The 19,531-nt window shown below is 44.4% G+C and carries 20 protein-coding genes; 3 read left to right on the forward strand and 17 right to left on the reverse strand.

From position 1 onward, the window contains the following. Positions 1–7 precede the first annotated feature (7 nt). The 4 genes from D1Z90_RS09345 to D1Z90_RS09360 are packed head-to-tail and all read right to left on the reverse strand — an operon-like array spanning position 8 to position 5,442. Entirely contained in the window at positions 8–2,212 is a 2,205-nt protein-coding gene (locus D1Z90_RS09345; RefSeq protein ID WP_119910490.1) for a GumC family protein, read from the reverse strand. Between the two features lie 18 nt (positions 2,213–2,230). Then, entirely contained in the window at positions 2,231–2,767 is a 537-nt protein-coding gene (locus tag D1Z90_RS09350) for a polysaccharide biosynthesis/export family protein (RefSeq protein WP_119910491.1), read from the reverse strand. A gap of 2 nt (positions 2,768–2,769) precedes the next feature. Further along, the gene (locus D1Z90_RS09355) at positions 2,770–4,026 is read right to left on the reverse strand and encodes an outer membrane beta-barrel protein (protein ID WP_147378750.1); all 1,257 of its coding nucleotides are present in this window, start codon (positions 4,024–4,026) and stop codon (positions 2,770–2,772) included. 9 nt (positions 4,027–4,035) lie between these two features. Further along, positions 4,036–5,442 (reverse strand): undecaprenyl-phosphate glucose phosphotransferase, encoded by a 1,407-nt coding sequence (locus tag D1Z90_RS09360; RefSeq protein WP_119910493.1) that lies wholly within the window; start codon positions 5,440–5,442, stop codon positions 4,036–4,038. Between the two features lie 653 nt (positions 5,443–6,095). On the opposite strand from D1Z90_RS09360, the gene zur reads away from it, so the two are divergent. After that, the gene (gene zur / locus D1Z90_RS09365) at positions 6,096–6,524 is read left to right on the forward strand and encodes a zinc uptake transcriptional repressor Zur (protein WP_119910494.1); all 429 of its coding nucleotides are present in this window, start codon (positions 6,096–6,098) and stop codon (positions 6,522–6,524) included. Positions 6,525–6,564: 40 nt separating this feature from the next. Next, positions 6,565–7,026, forward strand: a complete 462-nt coding sequence (locus tag D1Z90_RS09370) for a chemotaxis protein CheX (RefSeq protein WP_119910495.1) — start codon at positions 6,565–6,567, stop codon at positions 7,024–7,026. Between the two features lie 97 nt (positions 7,027–7,123). On the opposite strand, the gene D1Z90_RS09375 is transcribed toward D1Z90_RS09370, so the two are convergent. The 3 genes from D1Z90_RS09375 to D1Z90_RS09385 all read right to left on the reverse strand — a co-directional run bounded on the left by D1Z90_RS09375 (position 7,124) and on the right by D1Z90_RS09385 (position 8,995). After that, a complete protein-coding gene (locus tag D1Z90_RS09375; RefSeq protein WP_119910496.1) occupies positions 7,124–7,726 on the reverse strand; it encodes a peroxiredoxin C in 603 nt (200 codons plus the stop codon). A 218-nt stretch (positions 7,727–7,944) separates the two neighbouring features. Next, entirely contained in the window at positions 7,945–8,373 is a 429-nt protein-coding gene (locus tag D1Z90_RS09380; protein ID WP_119910497.1) for a VOC family protein, read from the reverse strand. After that, positions 8,360–8,995, reverse strand: coding sequence for a TetR/AcrR family transcriptional regulator (locus tag D1Z90_RS09385; protein ID WP_119910498.1), 636 nt, complete (start codon positions 8,993–8,995; stop codon positions 8,360–8,362). Before D1Z90_RS09385 ends, D1Z90_RS09380 begins: the two co-directional genes overlap by 14 nt. 160 nt (positions 8,996–9,155) lie before the next feature. On the opposite strand from D1Z90_RS09385, the gene D1Z90_RS09390 reads away from it, so the two are divergent. Continuing rightward, positions 9,156–9,899: an SDR family oxidoreductase gene (locus tag D1Z90_RS09390; RefSeq protein WP_119910499.1), complete on the forward strand. Its 744-nt coding sequence runs from the start codon at positions 9,156–9,158 to the stop codon at positions 9,897–9,899. Between the two features lie 648 nt (positions 9,900–10,547). Here the strand turns inward: D1Z90_RS09390 and D1Z90_RS09395 are convergent. From D1Z90_RS09395 to alr, 10 genes are all read right to left on the reverse strand, one after another. Then, on the reverse strand, positions 10,548–10,733 hold the full coding sequence (locus D1Z90_RS09395) for a hypothetical protein (protein ID WP_147378751.1): 186 nt from the start codon (positions 10,731–10,733) through the stop codon (positions 10,548–10,550). Positions 10,734–10,786: 53 nt separating this feature from the next. After that, complete coding sequence (locus D1Z90_RS09400) at positions 10,787–11,002, reverse strand: hypothetical protein (RefSeq protein ID WP_119910501.1); 216 nt, start codon at positions 11,000–11,002, stop codon at positions 10,787–10,789. 29 nt (positions 11,003–11,031) lie between these two features. After that, a complete protein-coding gene (locus D1Z90_RS09405) occupies positions 11,032–11,700 on the reverse strand; it encodes an FMN-binding negative transcriptional regulator (RefSeq protein WP_119910502.1) in 669 nt (222 codons plus the stop codon). Between the two features lie 401 nt (positions 11,701–12,101). Further along, entirely contained in the window at positions 12,102–13,010 is a 909-nt protein-coding gene (locus tag D1Z90_RS09410; protein ID WP_119910503.1) for a cation efflux transmembrane domain-containing protein, read from the reverse strand. A gap of 180 nt (positions 13,011–13,190) precedes the next feature. Further along, complete coding sequence (locus tag D1Z90_RS09415; RefSeq protein ID WP_119910504.1) at positions 13,191–14,762, reverse strand: cryptochrome/photolyase family protein; 1,572 nt, start codon at positions 14,760–14,762, stop codon at positions 13,191–13,193. Further along, complete coding sequence (locus D1Z90_RS09420) at positions 14,759–14,899, reverse strand: DUF2256 domain-containing protein (RefSeq protein WP_438941744.1); 141 nt, start codon at positions 14,897–14,899, stop codon at positions 14,759–14,761. The genes D1Z90_RS09415 and D1Z90_RS09420 overlap by 4 nt, the downstream gene beginning before the upstream one ends. A gap of 47 nt (positions 14,900–14,946) precedes the next feature. Then, positions 14,947–16,398, reverse strand: coding sequence for a cryptochrome/deoxyribodipyrimidine photo-lyase family protein (locus tag D1Z90_RS09425; protein ID WP_119910506.1), 1,452 nt, complete (start codon positions 16,396–16,398; stop codon positions 14,947–14,949). Next, positions 16,395–17,771, reverse strand: coding sequence for a DASH family cryptochrome (locus tag D1Z90_RS09430; protein ID WP_119910507.1), 1,377 nt, complete (start codon positions 17,769–17,771; stop codon positions 16,395–16,397). The genes D1Z90_RS09425 and D1Z90_RS09430 overlap by 4 nt, the downstream gene beginning before the upstream one ends. A gap of 183 nt (positions 17,772–17,954) precedes the next feature. After that, positions 17,955–18,383 carry a secondary thiamine-phosphate synthase enzyme YjbQ gene (locus D1Z90_RS09435; RefSeq protein ID WP_119910508.1) on the reverse strand — a complete coding sequence of 143 codons (429 nt, stop codon included), beginning with the start codon at positions 18,381–18,383 and terminating at the stop codon, positions 17,955–17,957. Between the two features lie 55 nt (positions 18,384–18,438). After that, positions 18,439–19,515, reverse strand: coding sequence for an alanine racemase (gene alr / locus D1Z90_RS09440; RefSeq protein ID WP_119910509.1), 1,077 nt, complete (start codon positions 19,513–19,515; stop codon positions 18,439–18,441). Positions 19,516–19,531 lie beyond the last annotated feature (16 nt).

Genomic DNA, 19,531 nt, shown 5'->3' on the forward strand with positions numbered 1-19,531 from the left:
AACGTTCTTAAACCGCTACTTGTGCTGCGCTGTAATATTCAGAGTAACTCTCAAAGTCACCATAACGCTGTGCTTTCTTCATATTCAGGTTATTCAGAATCACACCATCAATTTTCACACCTTGCTGAACAAGCTTACCAAGAGTTTGTTTCACTATTACAGTACGTGTTTGCTCGGCTTTTGTAACGAGAATACAGGAATCTACATTTTTTGAAATCAATAATGCATCACTCACGGCTTGGCAAGGCGCTGTATCAATCACAACCCTATTGTACTGCTGCTTAAGGTTGCTGATTAACTGGCCAAAATTGGCAGAGGCAATCAATTCCTGTGGATTAGGCGGAATTAACCCAGCAACAAGTACGTCTAACCCTGTTGCTTCGTCTTTCACTAAACACTCTTCAAAAGAATGCGTACCCGCAATTAAGTTGGCTAAGCCAGGCTGTGATGCTGGAATACCAAAACGCTTAGCTAATGAAGGGCGTCGAAGGTCACAATCAATTAAAATTGTTTTTTCAAGCTGTGCTAAGGAGTATGCCAGACTAACTGAAACGCTCGTTTTCCCTTCATTCGGCTCTGAAGAGGTTAACATTAAGACTTTGTTTTCTTGATTCATATTCGACAACATGTAACCCGTTCGAATACTTCTGATGCCTTCAGAATAAGCTTTCTGTTTTTCATCAAAGTAAATATTAACCGGTAGCTTCTTTTTCTTTACTTTTATCTCAGGAAGTACGCCTAATAAGTTAACACCTAGTTCTGGTTCAACTTGCTTAACTCTGGTAAATGTATCATTCATCGCTTCAACTACAAATGCGACGACACAAGCAAAACCAAATGCAAATACAAAAGCGATAATCACCATCATCTTTCTATTTGGAGCACTTGGGAAAAGAGCAGGCTTTGCATTATCAGTAAAGCGCGCAATGGTTGAGCCAAAGTCACTAGAAGCAGAAGTTTCTTTGTAGCGTGTTAAAAACAAGTCATACAGCTGTCTATTTGAATCAACTTCTCGCTTTAACTCCGCATACTGAGAGCTTTTAACCGTTAAGCTTTGATACTCAAATTTTCGCTTTTCTAATTCGCTCTCTAGCGTTTTCTCTGCTTGCTTTGCAGCTGCCAGTTCAGTCGATAAGCCAGCCATTAGCTGCTTAATTTCCTGATTCAAATTCGCCCTTGCATTTCTTAGCTCAGCATTAGCTGCTTTCATGGTTGGGTGTTTGGGCCCGTATCGTTTACTTAAGTCTGATACTTTACGCTGGGCTGTAGAAACTGCGAGTTTACTATCACGGATAACAGGGTGATTAGTAATTTCAGGAATGCTTGTTAATTGAGAAACACTGTTCGAGTTTTCTTGTAACATGTTATTAAGAGACTCAGAAGCTACGCGACGATCTCTTGCATGGTTTAACTGTGTAGTGAGCTCATTCAACTCTTGACTGGCCAAGCCGCCAACACCTTCAATATCAACGAGACCTTCGTCTTGTAAAAAGCGCTGCAGCGTTTCTTCAGATTGTTGCAGTGCCGTCTTCAGTGTTGACATTCTTTCGTTCAACCAACCAGAAGCTTTATTGGCTACTTGTAACGTCGCATCCAAGTTACTTTCGATGTAAGCATTACCGACAGCGTTTGCAATATCGGCAGCCAACTGAGGGTTTTCACTTTTAAATGAAATCCTCACTAACTGAGTCTTTCGAATTGGCATAATAGCCAGTTTAGATTTAAATGCCGAAAGCACTTGTTGTTCGGTCTTAAAAGCTAACCTTTCTGGCGATACCGCAACAGGCGGTTTCTTAAAGTTTGCTAAGAAAGGAAGTAACGAGACCAGATCAAAATCGATTAATTTCTTTTTCGGCGTTAAGTTAGGATTAAACTCAGGGTTATTGATAAGGTCAAGCTTATTAATAACATCCATAGCAATAGCATCTGATTTCAGGATTTCGAACTGAGTTAAGAAGTACTCATTGATACGTGGATCTAAGCCATAGACTTCTTCCACGGACACCGCTTTAGCTTGCTTTGACTCAATCAATAAGGTTGCTGTTGAAGTATAAATCGACGGTTTGGATAAGGCTACCATGGTCGCTATCGACGTAACGACAATGGAAAAAAACATAATTAACCACTTGTACTTCATCAATGTCATCCAAACTTGCTTTATGTCTATCATCTGCTCAACTGCAGGCATAAGCGAAGGTGATTTTTGTTCCATATTCTTATACCCCAATTATTAGAAGAAGCTTTGTTCAACAGTAAGGATGTCGCCAGGCATTATTTTTTTTGACAACTCGACACTTAACCCCTTCCTATTCGGGTTATCGCTAGAAGACAGAATAATATCCGACTTAGAAGCTCTCTCGGTAAAACCGCCAGCCAAAGCGATGGCTTTATTGACCGTTAAACCTGGTTGAAATTCATAGCCACCAGGTTGTTTGACCTCACCGTTTATAAAGAATGAGCGATATGATGTAATACTTACATGCACATTAGGTGAAATTAAATAGTCACCCTTTAAACCATTCTCAATGGTATCTTTCACTTTTTCTACAGTTAGTCCCTTCACTTGTAAACGACCTAAAAATGGATAGTTAATTCGACCACTATCATTAAGCAGAATCTCAGTCGATAACTCAGGTTCGCCATATACCTGAATAGATATAGTATCTCCCGCTCCCAACTTATAATTTGCTTCAAAATCATTTGCCCAGCCAAATGCGGCTATAAAACAAGACAAAAAACCCAATATAAATGTATACGTTTTTTTCATTTTTACATCACTACTTTAGCTGTTATAAAAAACAAGTTCTTATCATAACCAATTGAATTTTGGTTTGAATTTTTATTCTTAATGTGAACACCCGCCCCCAAACTCAACCATCGATGAAAGTCATAGTTAAGCCCTAGAGAATATTGATGAGTATCATCTTCACGAGTAATGCCTTTGAAGTCATCATTAATGAATGACCAACTTAAAGAGCTATTAAGTTGAGGCAGCCAATAATGCTGCCAAGTAAGGTCGATTAAAGTTACTTGCTTATAATCGCCAGACTGCTCGGGATCTTTTGCACTTCGTTGTGAGTTAAGCTCGATAGAAGAGAAAGGTTTTACATACCAAGTTAAACCTACATCCCAACTAATATCTTCAAAATTCTTTCTTTCACCAGCTTTGAATCTTTTATGCTGGTAACCCACTTTTGCCGTTCCTGTAATACTCGCCGTAGTATCCCAAGATGCTCCAACAAAAACGAAATGGTCATCGGAGTCTCTCGAAATGTTATTCAAGCTGACTTTGTCATATCGCTTATCATTTTTCATCACTTCGAACAACAAACTAGACTTTGGTGCTAAACGATAATAAAAGGCGGCTTGATAATTAATCGCGTCGAAATCTCGGAACTGGGTAGTTTCTCTAAAGTTTCGATAGGCTTTATCTTCGTACCCTAAAGAAAACTCTAACCTTCCGGTAGCATGGTTACCGCCAAAGCGATACTTTAAAGACGCGTCATGAATGTGATACCTAACGACCTCATCGATGAGGTCTCCGACTCCCTCAGAGATACCATCACCGCGTTCATCATGACCGGCAGTAAAATCGTAATATACGAAAAGGCGATTACGAGTATTAAATTCAAAGCCAGAAAAAAGATTAAAGAAGTGATCCGTATAATTGTCTTGTTTAGAGCTAAAGTAATCCCCTCGAGACAATCTATACCTCAACTCATATTTATGACGGCTGGGTTGTATCGCGACAGCTATGGCAGGAGACAGAATAGAGCCCCAAGAAGTGGTCGTCTGCGCATTGGTATTTGTAACATTATCATCATAGAAGCTGACCACATCGAATGAAGGTAACACTTCTATGCCATTTGCCGTCTGAATGGGATAAGTGTTCGTACCCGACGCAGGAATCCGAATCCCATTTTCTGACACAAACGGAGTCAATGACACCTCAGACCATGCTGAAACACTCCAACAGCATGAGAAAACAACTAATGCCAACTGCCTATAGCACATATTCCACTTCACCTTAACTACTTAATAAGCTGTTTTACTTACAAATCCCTTAAATATGGTTAAGAACACAATCTTAATATCCAACCATAGTGACCAGCGGTGGATATAATCCAAGTCGAATTGAACCCGCTTTTCCATTTTATCCAAGGTGTCAGTTTCACCGCGCCAACCGTTAATTTGTGCCCATCCCGTAATACCCGGTTTGACTTTATGTCTTAACATGTACCTTTCAACAAGCACTCGGTACTCTTCATTGTGAGCAACTGCGTGAGGTCTAGGGCCCACAATGGACATACGGCCTTGTAGTACATTAATAAACTGAGGTAGTTCATCTAAAGAGGTTCTGCGCAAAAAGTTACCAAGGGGTGTAACTCTTGGGTCATTCTTAGTTGCTTGCTTGACCGTGTTACCATTGTCCATGGTCGACATAGAACGAAATTTCCATACCTTAATCTTCCGGCCATCTAACCCATAACGAAACTGCTTAAAAATTATTGGGCCTGGTGAAGTTACTTTCACAGCAATCGCAATCATCAGTAATACAGGTGAAATGAGAGTAAGTATTAAACTTGATAAAACAATATCTTCGAGTCTCTTTATCCAGCTGCTAATTCCGTTAAAAGGAGTATCAAATACACTTAGAGTATGAATATCCCCGATAGAATCCCAACGCGAGTGAAGCAGGTTATAAGTGAAGAAATCTGGGACAAGATAAGTACATGCCGTAGTGTCAGCAAACTCCGACAATAAATGCGATATACGACCTTTAGCATGCATAGGTAAGGCAATATAAACACGCTCAATCGCACCTTTTTTTGCAAGTTTCAATGCTTTCTCTGCATCCCCTCTAAATTTAGCAGGCAGTTCACCTTCGTCTTCAAAACGGGATACACAGCGATCATCATAAAAGCCTAATACTTTAACACCAATTTCTGGATGCTTTTGTAAACTCTTGACGAGGGCAACCGCTTGAGACGTAACACCAATGACCACTGCATTTCTTGTATTCAGCCCTTGTCTACGCATCTGAGCGCGATAGAACCTTAAACAAATACGCCATGCTAAAAGGCAGAATAAGGTGATAATAAACCAAGCGCCAATGACTAACCGAGAATACTCCACACCTAACTTTGTAAAGTATGCAAGCAGCATAAGTAATGCGCATACACCTCCCCAACTAAAAGTGGTCAACATGGCTAAGTAACTAAAGTTACTGCCACGCCAAGAGCGATAAAGGTCAACGCTTTCAGATGCAATGGTAAAACTCACAGTAGCCAATAGAGCCACGGTAGCGTAATGAACATTAATACTAACTTGATGAAACTGGATAGAAATAAAGAGGGCGAGAGATATAAAAATAATATCTACCAACCGATACAAAAAGCTGGATTGCTTACCAAACTGCCTAATTTGGCCTTTGCTGCCCATAATCATAGTCCTTTGAGGTCGCGTTTTGGCATCATTGCCAATATTGTAGGGAGAGAGTACTTCTTAATTTTGTATTTTTTATGAAATAGCTTTATTTTTCTTTAAGTACAGCGTAAAGAATTTTGACCCAGCTAACATTTTAATCCGGTGCAATACTAAACAACTTGACTATGCTTAACAAGCCTTTTTTGTGACCTGAATTTGACTTTTCTCGATATAATGCTACTTCATTAAAATCACTCGTCGTCGAATCAACTACTTAGGGGATAGAGAAAAGTAATTTTTTCAACTTCAATTAAATATCTTTGAAGCAGAATCAACCATAAGCACTTTTTTTTGTTCGCATTCAATCAGGGTTTATAATATGGCTTGCTCTGACCGGCCGCCCACCGCGATTACACGAAGCTCATACCGCGATAGAAAGCTGGCATTGTAAAGAAAAAGATAGGTTAAAAATCACCTTTTTGAACTCAGAATTGTTAAAAATAGTCATATTCAGCCATTCGTTAAGCTTAAAAATCCTCGAAACTGACACATAAACGCCATCGCCAAAAAGATGCATGTTAAAGAAAAAGTTGAAGTTAAACAGAAGCAATATCAGCGATGATGATTTCATGCTAAGCTAACTTTTTACCACATTGATAGCTTTCACTATGAACGAGCAGCTGTTTCAAAAAGCCACTGAACTATGCCAACAACGGCAAATACGGTTTACCCCTATCAGGCAAAAAGTCTTTCTATTGATGCTAGCAAGCCCAGGGGCCATCAGCGCCTATGACTTACTTGAGCAATTGCAACAAACGGAAAAGTCAGCCAAGCCACCGACAATTTACCGGGCTCTCGACTTTTTACTGGAGCAAGGTTTTATTCACAGAATAGAGTCGGACAATACTTTCATACTTTGCCCACACTTTGACTCACATCATGCCATGCAACTGCTAATATGCGACCATTGTGGCACCGTGATTGAATTACATAATGAGGCTATCGATAAAACTTTTAACGATACCGCCCTCAGTCACGGATTTTTAGTCAATAATAAAACCATAGAAGCTCACGGCACCTGCAAGGATTGCCAGTAGTGAACCCGCTCTGTTCCATTAGCTAAAATAGAAGCCGCATATGAATGTAGAATTTGTAAACCCGTTTCTGACCTCTTTACTCAATGTGTTAGAAACCATGGCACAATTAAAACTCTCTCCCGGTAAACCTAAACTAAAAAATGACACCTTAGCACGAGGCGACGTGTCCGGTTTAATCGGCATGGTCAGTCCTGAGACAAAAGGCTCTTTCTCTATCACTTTTGAAGAAGGCTTAGCCCTTGAGGTTATGAGCCGCATGTTAGGTGAAAAACCTGCCGGCATTAATGATGAAGTATCTGATATGGTGGGAGAGATCACCAATATGGTAACAGGTGGGGCCAAGCGGTTATTGGCAGATAAAGGCTTTGACTTTGATATGGCAACGCCCGTGGTTGTGTCCGGTAAAGCGCATACCATTTCACACAAATCAGAAGGCAAAAAAGTACTGATGCCCTTCACTTCAGAATTCGGCTCAGCTTATATAGAAATTTGTTTCGATTAAACAGGGCAAGCGGCCCTTTTGACACAAAGCTTGGTGATAAAAATCGGACATAAAAAAACCGCGAACATACGCGGTTTTTTCATTTAAGCCACTAAGATTATAGGTCTTCAGTGTGCTCAGATAGGTACTTAGCAACACCTTCAGGTGAAGCGTCCATGCCTGATTTGCCTTCTTCCCACTGTGCAGGACATACTTCGCCGTGCTCTTCGTGGAAGTTAAGCGCGTCAACCATACGTAGCATTTCGTCGATGTTACGGCCCAGTGGTAGGTCGTTCACTACTTGGTGACGAACAACACCCGCTTTATCAACGAGGAAAGAACCACGGAAAGCAACGCCAGCTTCTGGGTGCTCAACGTCATATGCTTGACAGATTTCGTGTTTAACGTCTGCAACCAATGGGTATTTCACTTCACCGATGCCGCCGTTTTCAACAGCAGTGTTACGCCATGCGTTGTGAGAGAACTGAGAATCGATAGAGACACCGATTACTTCAACGCCTTTATCTTGAAAATCTTGGAAACGCTTGTCGAAAGCGATTAGCTCAGAAGGACAAACAAATGTGAAATCAAGTGGGTAGAAAAAGATTACCGCTGCTTTACCTTTGGTGAATTCTTTTAGGTTAAAGCTATCTACAATCTCACCGTTACCTAGTACCGCTGCAGCTGTGAAATCTGGTGCTTCTCTTCCGACTAAAACCATTTTTATTTCCTCTTGAAAGTCATGGATTAATTTATAAAGGTTAACTCTTAAAACCAGCTAAATAATGGCCTATTAAAGTGCTTTTCGCGAATCGTTTCTAACAATTAAATTGATAGTTAAAAGCTATCAATTTAATTTCTATTACAGATTTTGACTATTAATCAATCAAGTTAAGATGTCAAGGGTTAACCCGCTAAGATGACAACAAGATCCCGGGATTATTTTGCCAGCTTGCAACGAAGCTCAAGCTGATTCCCGTCGCAATCTTCTATATAAAGGGAAGCGCCTCTGCCCTGCGCGCCATAACGATGGCGAAATGCCCCTGCTTCTACGCCATGAAGCCTTAAGTGGCGAATGATTTGCGCTTCGCTCACTGGCGCTATTTGCAAGCAAAAGTGATCCATGTTATTTCCAGTACGACTCGGCGCGGCACCGCCTGCAGAGCCAAGCGCAGCGTTTACATCCACAATATCAATCAAGGCGGCTCCCGCTCGTAGCTGAGTCAAGCCAACCTGAGGGGATGTTTCTCGCTCTACGGTACAACCGAGCACTTGGCAATAAAAAGCAATTAACCGCGACGGGTTCACGCTGCGTAAAACCAAGTGATCAAGCTGTAAAGGTTGGATAACTCCATTAGGCTGAGGCATTTTCTTTATTTCCTTGCGAAGGGGCGTCAAGTAATGACAACGCCAATATCATGTCAGCTAGTCGCGCCAACGCTTGTTGATCTTTACCCGCTTTGGCTTGCACAGCCATACCATGGATAAACGTCAGCGTGTACTCAACCAAATCTTTGGGCTGACAAGAAATTGCCAGTCTGCCCTCGGCAATTTCTTGTTCAAAAAACTGCAGTAGCATGCTTTGGCTTTGTAAGCCTGCTTGTTGTAATGCTTGCTGCGCCTGCTTTGGCATTGCCAAGCTACAAGACTCAGCGGTGCAAGTAGACACAAAGCACCCCGCAGGCTTTTCAGGCAAAGTTAAGATACCTGCAAAAGCACACAAGCACTGATGCAGTTTTTGTTTTGATGACCCAGACTCCGACCACAAAGGTTCAAAAGCTGGCGCCACAATGCGTTGCTTATAATAATCTAGGGCTTTAATAAATAACGCTTCTTTATTTCCAAAGCAGGCATACAAACTGGGTTTATTAATGCCCATCGCCACGGTCAAATCAGCCAATGACGTACCTGCATAACCATTTTGCCAAAAAACCTGAGTAGCTGCAGATAGCGCTAGCTCAAGATCAAAGCCGCGTTTACGCCCAGTCATAAAATCCTCAAAAAAAGATCATAAAAAACACTTGCCATTATTGTACCGATCGGTAAGTATTAGCTCAACCCTACCGTTCGGTACAGAATGGATTGCAACCTATTATCCGTTTGAAAAAAAAGACAAAACTATTCATAAATAAATGAGGAAAGGATTAAGTATGAGCTTTAAAGTAGAAGGCAAAGTGGCATTAGTGACGGGCGCAAATCGAGGAATTGGTCGCAGTATCGCCGAAACATTGCTGGCACAAGGCGTGAAAAAAGTCTATCTCGCGGTAAGAAAGCCGGCTGCCATCCAAGACTTAGTGAATGACTTTCCTGACCGCGTGATACCGTTAACCGTAGACTTAAGTGAAGTCGACACCATTCGCGCGTTACCCGCCCAAGCGCCAGACATCAATTTGCTAATCAACAATGCTGGGGTACTCATACCGACCCATATTCTTGATGCCAACGCAGCAACAGCTATCGCTCAAGAATTCCAAGTAAATACCTTAGGCTTGCTGCATATCAGCCAAGCCTTTGCCACTACGCTGATCAAAAATCAACCTTCAGCTTTAGTGCAAATTAACTCGGTGGCCTCGCTTCGAGCTTTTTCACCAGTCGCCACTTACTCAGCTTCTAAAGCAGCGGCTTACTCGGTAACCCAAGCTCTGCGGGACGAGCTAAATGCTCAAGGAGTACAAGTATTGAGTGTTCACCCAGGTCCTATCGCAACGGATATGGCAGCCCAAGGTGGCGTGGAGGAAATGGCAGAGCCTGCTAGCGTAGTCGCCCACGGTATCATTAATGCACTCGCCACAGGAGAGTTCCATTTATTCCCAGACACCATGGCGCAACAGTTTGAAACAGCATACCAAGGCTTTGCCAGCAACATTATCGCGGCGGACTTTTCCATTGAGTAATTGCTAACGACTCGCTCTCCCCAGATTACTTGCCTCGTGTGGGGAGCAATCAAGTGCTGCTAACGCGCGCAATGCTTCAATGTATCATTGCGCGCGTTGGTCAGACCGCTGCGCGAGCTCAATGATGTCGCTACATTGCTCAGGAGCACTGCCATAAACAATATAAAGTGCTGTAATAGCGCTGAAGACCTAAACAGTGCCCGTCCCTAACTCGACTTGTGGTCAATCATCTGTGGTACGGCTTTCCATTTCAAAACTCTTCGCGGCTGAAAGCCCCGCGTCTTAACCTTATTCAAAAATGGCAATCAACAAAACACTGGCGGGGCCGTCGGCGTCCCCTTCTTTTTTTGGTGACTATAGGTCAATCATAAAGGGTGATGAAAGCGTGAGTGATTTGACGTAATACGGTAAGCAAGATTTCATTCATCGTCGCTTGTTTTTGCTCATGCTCACTGTTCACTGTTCACTGTTCACTGTTCACTGTTCACTGCGCTTTAGAGCACTGAGGCACTGGGTATGCCAATGCAAAACGGCGTAATACGTGTTGATCAAAGCCAAAAGGTATCGATTTACCTACAAGAAATAATCATATAGAGACTCGTCAGAGGCGCTAAATAACAGAGTAAACTGAGTAGGGAAGCTAAATGTTTAATTGAACCACGTCGATACGATACGCAACTCTTTCTCATGACTTAATGCTGGGTGAGATGATTCTGAGTCGGCATGCTTGCTCGGTGAAAATTCAAACTTAAACTCCCCCATTGCAATGCGACAATAATGCCACGCCGAAAAATTGATGATAGCGCTTTCAAGGTTTTTACCTTCTGTCAGCATGCTACAGCACTCGCGCATGCGCTTGGTTTGGATAGCCAGCCATGCTTCAGCGTTTAACCCTGCTTCGCGAGTTTTATGAGTTTATAAAAACTGACACAATAGGTGATTATAGCGATAGCAATAGCCACCAGCAAAACCTTATAGACTGGAATATCCGACACCGCGCCAGACGTTTGAGTTAATAGAAAGAAGCCGTAACCCAAACCGCCAAGCAAGCCATTAAATCCGGCCAAAATGAACGCAAATATCATTTCCACTTTGTATTTCATGCATATCCTTATGCTGATGTTTTTACGCCTTACTCCTGCGACGTAAGCAGTTGCTCGACCAGAGTTTGCATGGTCTGCGCTTGTTGCCTATGGTCTAACATACTCGTCACTTGCTGCCCCACGTCTCCAAGGCCGTTGACCACGCCTTGCTGATTTTCGAATGATTGGTTTTGACTAATTTTCCATTTACCTTCAATAGATTGCACTTTTATTTCAAATCCAACAATCGCGCTCAGCATCTTTGTGACATACGCCTCAGGCGCATCAGTCAACTGCCATGGCTGCGCTTGGCCTGCTTCTAACTGCTCAGTAAGCGCCGTAAGCATTGCTCTTTTACTGTCACCTCGATGCGAAAAAGTGACCTGGCCTCGCACATGTACCGCAATATAGTTCCAAGTAGGCACCGCTTTACCATCGCGTTGTTTACTGGGATACCAATTAGGCGAAATATATGCATTGGGGCCTTGAAACGTGATCAACACCGGCGCCTGCTCTTCAACCTGCTTCCATAGGGGGTTGGCTTTTGCAATGTGCCCCAATAACTTGAGCTGCTCACCATCAGACTGTAATACCAAAGGCAAATGATGTACGTCTACCCCCTGCTCGGTTTGCACTATCATGCTGGCAAAAGGGTAATGCTTGATCAACTCAATGCATTTGCGTTGGTCTTGTTGTCGAAATATCCGCGGGATAAACATATGTATTCCTTTTGTATATTGCTGTTGAGGGCTCCTCCCTCCAACATGATTTAATTTCAGCTTTCACTAATACCACGAGATTATTACTATGACGGAGCTACCACCAGTGCTTTTGACATTGGCGATACCGCTGGTAGGTAAAGGATTTGCCCTATTTGCAAGGTCAGCACGCGTCTTTGCAGCTGATCATTTACCAACTCAATAACCTCCACAGCTAATCACGTACGACTCGGTTAGGGTAAAGGTGCGGATGCTTCCTATCCCGTAACCTATTCACTCAATAGCTGGCCCTAAAGTTGACTCAACATGAGCCAGTAAAAGCGATAATCCTCGTTATCCCTATAAGCGCCGCGTAACCCTGTCATTACATAGACCTTCTTCGTAATAAAAAATATATCGCTTTAAGTTAAGGCTATTTCGAATGTAGAGTTAGGATAAGTATCAGCCAACTCTGCTACGATATGATGCTTGTGAGTCATTAAGTCTGCCATGCTCAGAGAGCCCAAGGCTTGGCTATCGATATACGCCACAACCAAATAACTGCTGCCCGTTTTAGAGATAAAGCTGTCTTTAAGCATGCCTTCTGTGCCAAATCTGGCCTCTAGAACAGCCATAATTTTAGCCCTGTCTTGCTGGTTTTGAAGCTGTCCACCGGCTAACTCAATAAAGGAGTCTCGAACTAACACAAAAGGCCCCTTTCCAAGCAATAATACCAGTACTATGACAAGCAGTGAGTCGCCTATGTAATGTAAAAAGCCCGCGACGCCGTCAATATCAACAAAGCGAATCGATATCAAGGCTAAACCTGTGGCTAACGACATCACGCCATCTAAACGTGAGCTAGTAAACTCGGCTTTTAAAATGGTACTACTAAAGTTAACTTTACGATTTTGAAAATGGCAGAAATACGCCAGACTAAAACATAACACCACCATAGCCGGGGTGTAATATAAAATCACCTCACCATTAAGTGGCACTAAGCTTTCGCCGTTAAGGTATTGAATTATTTTCGAAAAGTTGGCACTGAACGCCATTAATAGCACGCCAATCAGCAAAATGCCCTTAGCAAATGAAAATAGCGCCTCATAAGCAAACTGCCCTAAAGGAAACGTCTGAGTTCGGTTAGACTTTATGGCTGAAATTTTTATCGCAATCAGCGTCACCAAAAAAGCGATAAATGAAAAATTACCGTCGAGCAATATGGCTTGGGAGCTGGAATAATAATACGCGGCCCACCCCGCCATCGCCATGAGGAAGTTAATCACCGCGCCGACGATCAGTGCCCGCTTTTCCGCTAAGACGTTGCTCACTTACTTCTCCTACCTGGTATGTTTGCTCCAGTCTTACACCACCAAAGCTAAACAAGTTAGCATTAACATTGAAATACTAACCTTAAACCATTTGCAAAAGAATAGCTTGAGAAAGCAAAGTAATCTGCCACAAGGTATGCCAGAGCAACGATAACAGGAGCAAGCCTTGCCCCTTGAGATTTAGAGCTGTGATAAGTTACCTAACCAATGCTCAGCTTGATCCAGTATCGCCTGTTGTTGCTCAACCGGTTTCTTGCGCCAATTTGCGTAAACCATTTTGTTTCTCGGGTTGTTGGCAAACGCAGTTTGATGCTGCACCATAAAATGCCAGTACAAGGCATTGAATGGGCAAGCGTTATCACCAACAGCTTGCTTTACTTGATAGCGACAATCACCGCAATAATCGCTCATTTTGTTGATGTAATTGCCACTGGCTGCGTAAGCCTTAGAGCCTACAATACCGCCGTCAGCAAACTGGCTCATGCCGCGAGTATTTGGCATTTCTACCCACTCAATGGCGTCAATGTAGACACCTAAGTACCACTTGTCGACTTCATCAGGGTCAATGCCAGCCAATAAACAAAAATTACCTGTGACCATAAGGCGCTGGATATGATGAGCATAGGCATAGTCGAGCGATTGACTGATGGCGCGCTTAAGGCAAAGCATGTCAGTTTCACCATTCCAGAACCAATCTGGTAACTGGCGGCTTGCTTGTAATGCATTCAGTTCACCATACTCAGGCATGTTGCGCCAATAAATAGCTCGCACAAACTCACGCCAGCCTAATATTTGCCTGACAAAGCCTTCTATTTGAGCAATGCTAATCTGCTCAGGACGGGCATCATACTCGTCGATAGCACGGTGAATGACTTGTTTGGGGCTGATCATTTTGCAATTCAATGCAAATGAAATACGACTGTGAAATAAGCTCCATTGCTTTTGATTTAACATGTCATCGAGTTTACCAGTCATGGCATCTTGAAACTGGCCAAACCACGGCAAGCAAGTCTGGCAGAAGAAGTCTAATAACTGCACTGCTTGGCGCCGAGTGACGGGCCACAATAGCCTTGACTCAACCTTACCAAACGTCACCACTTGATGACGCGTTAGCCGAGCCAAAATGTCGCTGACGTCGGTGGCAAACAGCAAGGGAGCGGGTACCTTGTCAAAGTCATCTGGTTTAAGCTTATTTTGATTTTGGCCATCAAAATTCCACTTCCCGCCGACAGGCTCGCCCTTGTTCATTAATACTTGATGACGTTGGCGCATTTTACGATAAAAAGCCTCCATGCGATGGCGGTGACCAACTTTGAAATCGGCCATAATTTCTTGCTCACTAAGATAAAAATGCTGCGTTTCATAGGCTTGAGTATTAATGTTTAGGTCTTGACACATCTCACTGAGTTGCTGACGCAGCCGGTATTCGTCAGGTAGCTGGTATTCAAACTGCGAGACTTGATACTGCTTTATCAGCGCTTGCAACAACGTCGGTAAATCTGCGTATTGCGCCGTGTCATCTAAGCTTAAATGCAACACCCTATGGCCTGCTTGGTGAATCGCCTCGGCAAATGCGCCCATCGCAGCAAAAAATGCGCACACTTTTTGCACGTGATGCTGCACGTAAGCCGTTTCTTGATGCAACTCAGCGAGCACGTACAAGACGCCTTCATCTTGCTGTTGTAGCCAAGAATGTTGGGCATTTAACTGGTCACCTAAGATCAAGCGTAAGGTGTGAGCCGTTTCGGTCATAAATCTCCTTTATCGTGCGGTGCACGCTGAACAAGTTTGCGTTGCCCGGCACAGCGCTTAGAGCAATACTTAACGTTAGGCCAATCTCGTTGCCATTTTTTACGCCAGCTGAATGGTCGCAAACATACCAAGCACACCTTCTGCGCGCGTGGCGTATGAGTTTGCTGCTTGCCCTTTACAGCTTTCATCGCTTTGGTCTCACATGACGAGCCAACAACCGTTGCCCTTCTTGTTTAACCAAAGGCTTACTGCGCCATTGCCACAATAGCTCCTTCGCTTGATTATAGCTCTGCTTAATATCCACAATCGGTTCAGGGTAATCATGGCCTAGCTGCACCTGATACATCTGTTGCTCCATTGGCGTTAATTGCCAAGGCGTATGCACTAAAGGGGCTGGCACTTGGGCCAATTGTGGTAACCAAGTTTTGACAAACTCGCCGTCAGGATCTTTTTCAAGCCCTTGCTTTACTGGGTTATAAATACGTATGGTGTTGATACCGGTAACACCAGCTTGCATTTGAAACTGGCTGTAGTGTATTCCGGGCTCAAAGTCTAAAAATAGGCTCGCCAAATACTCCACGCCCATGCGCCAATCAACGGCCAAGTGGTGGCATAAGAAACTCACTAACATGGCTCGCATCCGAAAATTGATATAGCCAGTTTGCTGCAAGCACACCATGCAAGCATCAACCATAGGAATCCCTGTTTGGCCTCTCTGCCAAGCGACTAAAAAACGTTCTGATCGGACGCCTGTGGTGCGCGGTAAATCCTTATAACCGGCGTTAACAGGCTGAAACTGCATTTGGCAGTCACTTTCAAACTTTTGGATAAAATGGCAGTGCCAATGCAAGCGAGAACTGAGCGCCACTAGGCTGCGACGCCACCCCGGCGTTTGCCAATGACTGAGCAAACTTTGATAAGCTTGCCGTAAACTGATATTGCCCCAAGCCAGGTATGCAGAGAAGCGTGAGCAATGTTGCTGGCTCAGGGCTGGACTCGATAAACTATACGCGTAGTTTTTGCCTCGCTCGGTGAAAAACGATTCAAGGGTTTGCCACGCTGCCAGCTCTCCCCCTTGTTGAAATTGGCCACTGGGCTCTTTTTGCGTTAAGTCGACCCCCTTAGGTAGCCCCAGCTTTACGCCATCTAGCCAATTTCCCTGCTCCACATTAACCTCGGCCAAGGGGGCGCGCATCACTTTCTGCCAGCGTTTATCCCATTCTTGTCGGTGAGTTAAGCCTCGGATCACGGCGCCAATCGGACTTTGTAGCCAACTAATATTTCGAGAGTCACACCACTGCTGCACCTTGATGTCACGGGTAAAGGTATTCGCTAACCCCACCTCTTGATGAGAAAATAATTGGCCAATTCCCAATTGCTCATCGATAAGCTTTAGACATGCCAGAGCATCTTGCTCTACACAATACAAAGCACCGGGTGGCAGTTGTTGCGCCATATCATGTAATGACTGGCGTACAAAACGCCAGTGACGCTGACGGTAGTGCTTGTCATCGAGTAACATGGGCTCAAAACAATACAGCAATAACACAGGTAAACCTGAGGCTAAGGCTTGTTGCAATGGCGCGTGATCTTGCAGCCGGAGATCCCGCTTTAACCATACAAGGGCAATGCTCATGAGCAATCCCTGTTTTTGGCTGAGCCTTGCGGATCATCTCTTGGCCAATCTGCGGCGTCAACCGAGTCTAACGCCAGGGTCGTATTGTCACCCTGCCACTTGGCAATAAAATGCCCTTCGGGATCAAACATCTGAGTTTGTTTATCTAAGTTAAAATGGCGCCCACCACGAGGATCGGCTCCTACGCCCGCAATGTATTGCCAATTTCCCCAGTTCGCAGCGACGTCATGGTCTCCTAACTGTTGCTGGAAATAAGCTGCGCCAAAGCGCCAATCAATGCCCATTTCATTCACTAAACAGCTGGCAACCAACTGCCGACCTCGGTTAGACATGTAGCCGGTGCTGTTAAGCTCTCGCATACAAGCATTGACCAAGGGATAAGGCGTTGTACCGTGGCACCACTTTTTAAACCGCTCGGCAAAATAACTGGTTAAAGGCGGCTGCTGCGCGCGCCCTTGAAAGCTGAATAAGCGCCAGTCCAGTTGCAATGCTAGCCACTGAAAATACTCTCGCCACCAAAGCTCAAAACCAATCCAATAGGTCGACTCGTTGGCACCGTATTGCTCTTCGTACAACTTAAGCTCTTGCCAAACCTGACGTGCAGACACATTGCCAAGAGACAAAAAGTGACTCAATTTAGTTGATTGCTGCCAGCCATCTAACGCGTTGCGCGTTTGTTTGTAGGTTTGCGGTGCGTCAGAGCTAAAATATTGCGTCAGGTGAGCAATCGCGGTCATTTCGCCGCCTTGGAACAACGAGCTATGCTCGCTTTGACTCGCGCCATAATTAGGTAGCCGAGTCCAGGCGTGTTGAGCTTCTTCTTCACTCACCAGAGTCAGAGGATAAGGCAAGGCATCAAGGTGAATTTTGCCTGGACCATGGGGCGCAATAGGCTCGCGCTCAATCAGTTTACGAAATTTAGAAAAAGACGCCAGTGTGTCCGGCGTTAAGTTTAGCTGGTTAGAAGCAAACAAGGTGCTATCCCAAAGGCTTACACATTCCACTTGGGGTAACGCTTGGATAATGGTTTGCCACACTTGCTGCTCATACACGCCAACTTGTTCGCCATGGCCAATAATGTCTATCTCATGCTCGCGAGCTAACGTAATAATTTGTTGCTCTGCAGGCCCTGAAACCAAAGTTAATTGATGGCCATGTTGCTGAAGTTGGTACTGAAGCTGTAGCAAAGACTGGCAAATCACACGCCAGCGATGATTACCCACCATTTTATGGTGAAAATTTTGCGGTTTAAACCATCGAGGATCAATCACGTATACAAATGCAATTTTGTCAGCTTGCATCAATAGGGTGGTCAAAGTGCGATTATCTTGTAACCTGAGGTCGTTACTGAACCAATAAAGCGCTTTTTTCATCACTTCCCCCAATCATCAAAAGGCTTACCGACGAAAATGGATGAGTGATTGCGGTAAACTTGGCTTAGAGGGTTATTACGTAAAAATGCAGGCCTTAGTTCACTTCAAAAGCGTGAAATAAGGGCAATAAAAGGCAGCTTGCAGCGGCTGCCAATAGACAATAAATACTGGATTTCGAATGAGTTAAGTGGTCAGTTGACCTTGCAGCGTAACGACTAAAGTGCGCGAGCCTGCCCTGTCTCTGTGCTCTCCCAAAGTGATCCCCTGCCAGCACCCTAAAGCTAATTGACCCTGACTAATGGGTAGGCTCAACTGACACCCTAAAGTGGCTGACTTAATGTGGGCGGGCATGTCGTCTAAGCCTTCATAATCATGCTGATAATACTGCATGCCTTCAGGCACAAAATGATTAAAATGAGACTCTAGATCAAGGCGCACGGTGGGATCGGCATTTTCATTGATGCTGATGCTAGCGCTGGTGTGTTGCAAGAACAAGTGGCACAGACCCACTTGATACAGCTGCAATTGCGGCAACTGCTTAACAATTTCTTCGGTCACTAAATGAAAGCCTCGGGCTTTCGGTGAAAGTTGAATATTAACTTGCTGCCACATTGTTTGTTCCTCGTGCAGAGTTACTCGCTATTTATTACCGACTTTGCGTTAGCGGCTAACCTTGATAGCTGAGATCAACCCGTTGGGTTAATTTGGTCACCAATTCGTAAGCAATCGTGCCAATCGCATTAGCCACATCCTCAACGGGCAACTCAGGCCCCCAGAGCACCACTTCATCTCCCATGACTTCTTGACTGTCAGGCCCTAAGTCTACGGTTAGCATATCCATCGAGACACGACCAACAATTGGCACGATGCGACCATTCACAAACACGGGCGTGCCCGCCGGCGCATTGCGCGGATAACCGTCGCCATAACCGATAGCGACAACGCCTAACCTTGTATCACGCTGTGCCACCCAACTGCCGCCATAACCAACCGGTTCACCTTGGAGGTGCTTGCGGACCGCAATCAAGCAAGACGTTAAACGCATCACTGGGGTTAATTGATGGTCTTTCCCCTGTTGATCGGCAAAAGGTGAGACGCCATAAAGTGCGATGCCAGGCCGAATAAGATCGCCATGCGCATCAGGCCAGGCTATTACGCCAGCAGAATTGGCCAGTGAACATTTGCCTGTGACGTCTTTGGTTGATGCCAAAAAGCGCGCGATTTGCAGCTTGGTGTAATCTTGATCAAGCTCATCCGCACGGCTAAAGTGCGTCATCACGTTCACCGGCTGAAATACCCGAGAGCATTGCTGTAAGCGGCACAGGAAAGAGGCAAACTCGTCTTGATGCACCCCCAAGCGGTGCATACCCGTGTCCAGTTTAAGCCAGGTTTTTATTTGCCCTTCAATATTACTTTGCTCTAACGCTTGTAACTGCTCTAAATTGTGCACAGCGGTCTGAATATTATTGGCTTCCAGCACCGGAATATCCGAAGCATTAAAAAAACCTTCCAACAAAATAATTGGCTTTACAATACCACCAGAGCGCAGCGCCAAAGCTTCTTCAATACGTGCCACACCAAAGGCATCTGCGGCATCCAGGGCGTGGGCGATTTGCACTAGGCCATGACCATAAGCGTTCGCTTTGACTACCGCCAACACCTTAGACTGGTTGGCCATCAACTTGAGCTGCTTCAGGTTATTACGCAAAGCGGTGAGGTCTATGACAGCGGTTGCAGCTTTCATACTGACTCCTGCGACC

This window comes from Motilimonas pumila, assembly GCF_003596335.1.
In the GTDB taxonomy this organism is placed as follows: domain Bacteria; phylum Pseudomonadota; class Gammaproteobacteria; order Enterobacterales; family CBDFNC01; genus Motilimonas; species Motilimonas pumila.

Coding starts and splice junctions, on each gene's coding strand:
- alr (WP_119910509.1), bottom strand. CDS start 19,515: ATGAAAGCTGCAACCGCTGTCATAGACCTCACCGCTTTGCGTAATAAC.
- D1Z90_RS09375 (WP_119910496.1), bottom strand. CDS start 7,726: ATGGTTTTAGTCGGAAGAGAAGCACCAGATTTCACAGCTGCAGCGGTA.
- D1Z90_RS09345 (WP_119910490.1), bottom strand. CDS start 2,212: ATGGAACAAAAATCACCTTCGCTTATGCCTGCAGTTGAGCAGATGATA.
- D1Z90_RS09350 (WP_119910491.1), bottom strand. CDS start 2,767: ATGAAAAAAACGTATACATTTATATTGGGTTTTTTGTCTTGTTTTATA.
- D1Z90_RS09425 (WP_119910506.1), bottom strand. CDS start 16,398: ATGAGCATTGCCCTTGTATGGTTAAAGCGGGATCTCCGGCTGCAAGAT.
- D1Z90_RS09415 (WP_119910504.1), bottom strand. CDS start 14,762: ATGACCGAAACGGCTCACACCTTACGCTTGATCTTAGGTGACCAGTTA.
- zur (WP_119910494.1), top strand. CDS start 6,096: ATGAACGAGCAGCTGTTTCAAAAAGCCACTGAACTATGCCAACAACGG.
- D1Z90_RS09380 (WP_119910497.1), bottom strand. CDS start 8,373: ATGCCTCAGCCTAATGGAGTTATCCAACCTTTACAGCTTGATCACTTG.
- D1Z90_RS09395 (WP_147378751.1), bottom strand. CDS start 10,733: ATGCTGACAGAAGGTAAAAACCTTGAAAGCGCTATCATCAATTTTTCG.
- D1Z90_RS09430 (WP_119910507.1), bottom strand. CDS start 17,771: ATGAAAAAAGCGCTTTATTGGTTCAGTAACGACCTCAGGTTACAAGAT.
- D1Z90_RS09400 (WP_119910501.1), bottom strand. CDS start 11,002: ATGAAATACAAAGTGGAAATGATATTTGCGTTCATTTTGGCCGGATTT.
- D1Z90_RS09405 (WP_119910502.1), bottom strand. CDS start 11,700: ATGTTTATCCCGCGGATATTTCGACAACAAGACCAACGCAAATGCATT.
- D1Z90_RS09390 (WP_119910499.1), top strand. CDS start 9,156: ATGAGCTTTAAAGTAGAAGGCAAAGTGGCATTAGTGACGGGCGCAAAT.
- D1Z90_RS09370 (WP_119910495.1), top strand. CDS start 6,565: ATGAATGTAGAATTTGTAAACCCGTTTCTGACCTCTTTACTCAATGTG.
- D1Z90_RS09435 (WP_119910508.1), bottom strand. CDS start 18,383: ATGTGGCAGCAAGTTAATATTCAACTTTCACCGAAAGCCCGAGGCTTT.
- D1Z90_RS09385 (WP_119910498.1), bottom strand. CDS start 8,995: ATGACTGGGCGTAAACGCGGCTTTGATCTTGAGCTAGCGCTATCTGCA.
- D1Z90_RS09360 (WP_119910493.1), bottom strand. CDS start 5,442: ATGGGCAGCAAAGGCCAAATTAGGCAGTTTGGTAAGCAATCCAGCTTT.